The sequence below is a fragment of the Frankia canadensis genome (assembly GCF_900197875.1).
GTDB lineage: Bacteria > Actinomycetota > Actinomycetes > Frankiales > Frankiaceae > Frankia > Frankia canadensis.
On sequence record NZ_FZMO01000404.1, the window covers coordinates 1 to 1,755 of the forward strand.

Below are 1,755 nucleotides of genomic sequence, written 5' to 3' on the forward strand. Positions count from 1 at the left end.
CCATCAAATACCTCCGGAGGGGACTGCTGCCTTTGGGCGGCAGGGGAATCCGGTATGGACCGCGATGGTTAGATGGACCGCGCTGGTATAGTCGCCGGTGTGGTGCGGCAGGTGACCGGAGGGGCGGGTGGGGTCTATGATCTCGGCTTCCATGTCGTCTGGTGCCCGAAGTACCGTCGGGCTGTCCTCGTGGGTCAGGTTCGTGACCGGCTGGACACGCTGATCCGGCAGAAGTGCGCCGAGCATGACTGGCCGGTCGTCGCGCTGGACATCGAGCCCGACCATGTGCACCTGTTCGTGAAGGCTCACCCGAAGCACTCCCCGTCGTACATCGCCAACCAGGTCAAGGGCTTCACATCCCATGAACTGCGGGGCGAGTTCGCGCACCTGCGTTCCCGGCTGCCTACGCTGTGGTCCCGGTCGTATTTCGTCGCGACCGTCGGCGCGGTCTCCGCGCAGACGGTGCGGCGGTACGTCGACACGCAGGACGAACGGCCGTGGCGAAGGGGAATGCCACGGTGAGGCGGACGTACAGGTTCCTGCTCCGCCCGACCGCGCGTCAGGTCGTCGCGCTGACGGCAATGCTCGACGATCATCGGACGCTGTACAACGCGGCGTTGCAGGAACGTCGGGATGCCTACGCGCACCCGTCGAAGACGAGGATCCGGTACGGGGATCAGTCCGCCCAGTTGAAGGAGATCCGGGCCTGTGACCCGGACCAGGCCCGCTGGTCGTTCTCCTCCCAGCAGGCCACCCTGCGCCGGCTCACCCTCGCGTTCGAGGCGTTCTTCCGCCGGGTGAAGGGCGGGGAGACGCCCGGCTATCCGCGGTTCAAGGGTGCCGGCTGGTTCGACACGGTGACGTGGCCCGTCGACAACGACGGCTGCCGGTGGGACTCGCAGCCCGAGCACCCGACGCGGACGTTCGTCCGCCTTCAGGGCGCCGGGCATGTCAAGGTCCACCAGCACCGGCCCGTGCGGGGCAGGGTGAAGACCCTGTCCGTCAAGCGCGAAGGCGCCCGCTGGCACCTGATCCTGTCCTGCGACGACGTCCCCGCGAAGCCGCTGCCGCTGACCGGCGCCGTGGTCGGCATTGACCTTGGCGTGGCGTCGCTGGTCACCGACTCCAACGGCGAACACTACGGCAACCCGCGTTTTTTGAGGCGGTCCGCCGACAGGCTGGCCGACGCGCAACGGGACCTCTCGCGCAGGCGGCGTGGTTCGCAGCGGCGCCGCGGGGCCGTGCAGAGGGTCGCCGCCGTGTCCCGGCATGTCGCCCGGCAGCGGGTCGACCTCGCGAACAAGACCGCGAACGCGATCGTCGCCGGTCATGACCTGATCGTTGTCGAGAAGCTGAACATCAAGGGCATGGTCAAGCGGGCCAGGCCCAAGCCCGACCCCGACAGCGCCGGCCGGTTCCTTCCCAACGGCCAGGCCGCCAAGTCCGGACTCAACACGAGCATGCACGACGCCGGGTGGGGGGTGTTCCTCCACGCGCTGCGCGCCAAGGCTGAAAGCGCCGGACGGCTCGTCGTCGAGGTGAACCCCCGTCACACCTCCCAGCGGTGCCCGGGGTGCGGGCACGTCGCGGCGGAGAACCGGCCCACGCAGGCCAGGTTTCTGTGCGTGCGGTGCGGGCACGCCGCGCACGCCGACGTGAACGCGGCCGTCAACATCCTCAGGGCCGGGCTGGCCCTTCAGACCGCGGCAACGTCGTCCTGAGAAGCCGCCGGCCTCAGCCGGTGGAGGAGTCACG

2 protein-coding genes are annotated in these 1,755 nt (G+C 69.1%); both read left to right on the forward strand.

Annotated elements, in window-relative coordinates; all coding sequences use genetic code 11:
- Window positions 1-72 precede the first annotated feature (72 nt).
- On the forward strand, window positions 73-522 hold the full coding sequence (gene tnpA, locus C1A33_RS24710; protein WP_101833766.1) for an IS200/IS605 family transposase: 450 nt from the start codon (window positions 73-75) through the stop codon (window positions 520-522).
- The gene (locus C1A33_RS24715) at window positions 519-1,721 is read left to right on the forward strand and encodes an RNA-guided endonuclease InsQ/TnpB family protein (RefSeq protein ID WP_101833768.1); all 1,203 of its coding nucleotides are present in this window, start codon (window positions 519-521) and stop codon (window positions 1,719-1,721) included. Before tnpA ends, C1A33_RS24715 begins: the two co-directional genes overlap by 4 nt.
- The last annotated feature ends 34 nt before the right edge of the window (window positions 1,722-1,755 follow it).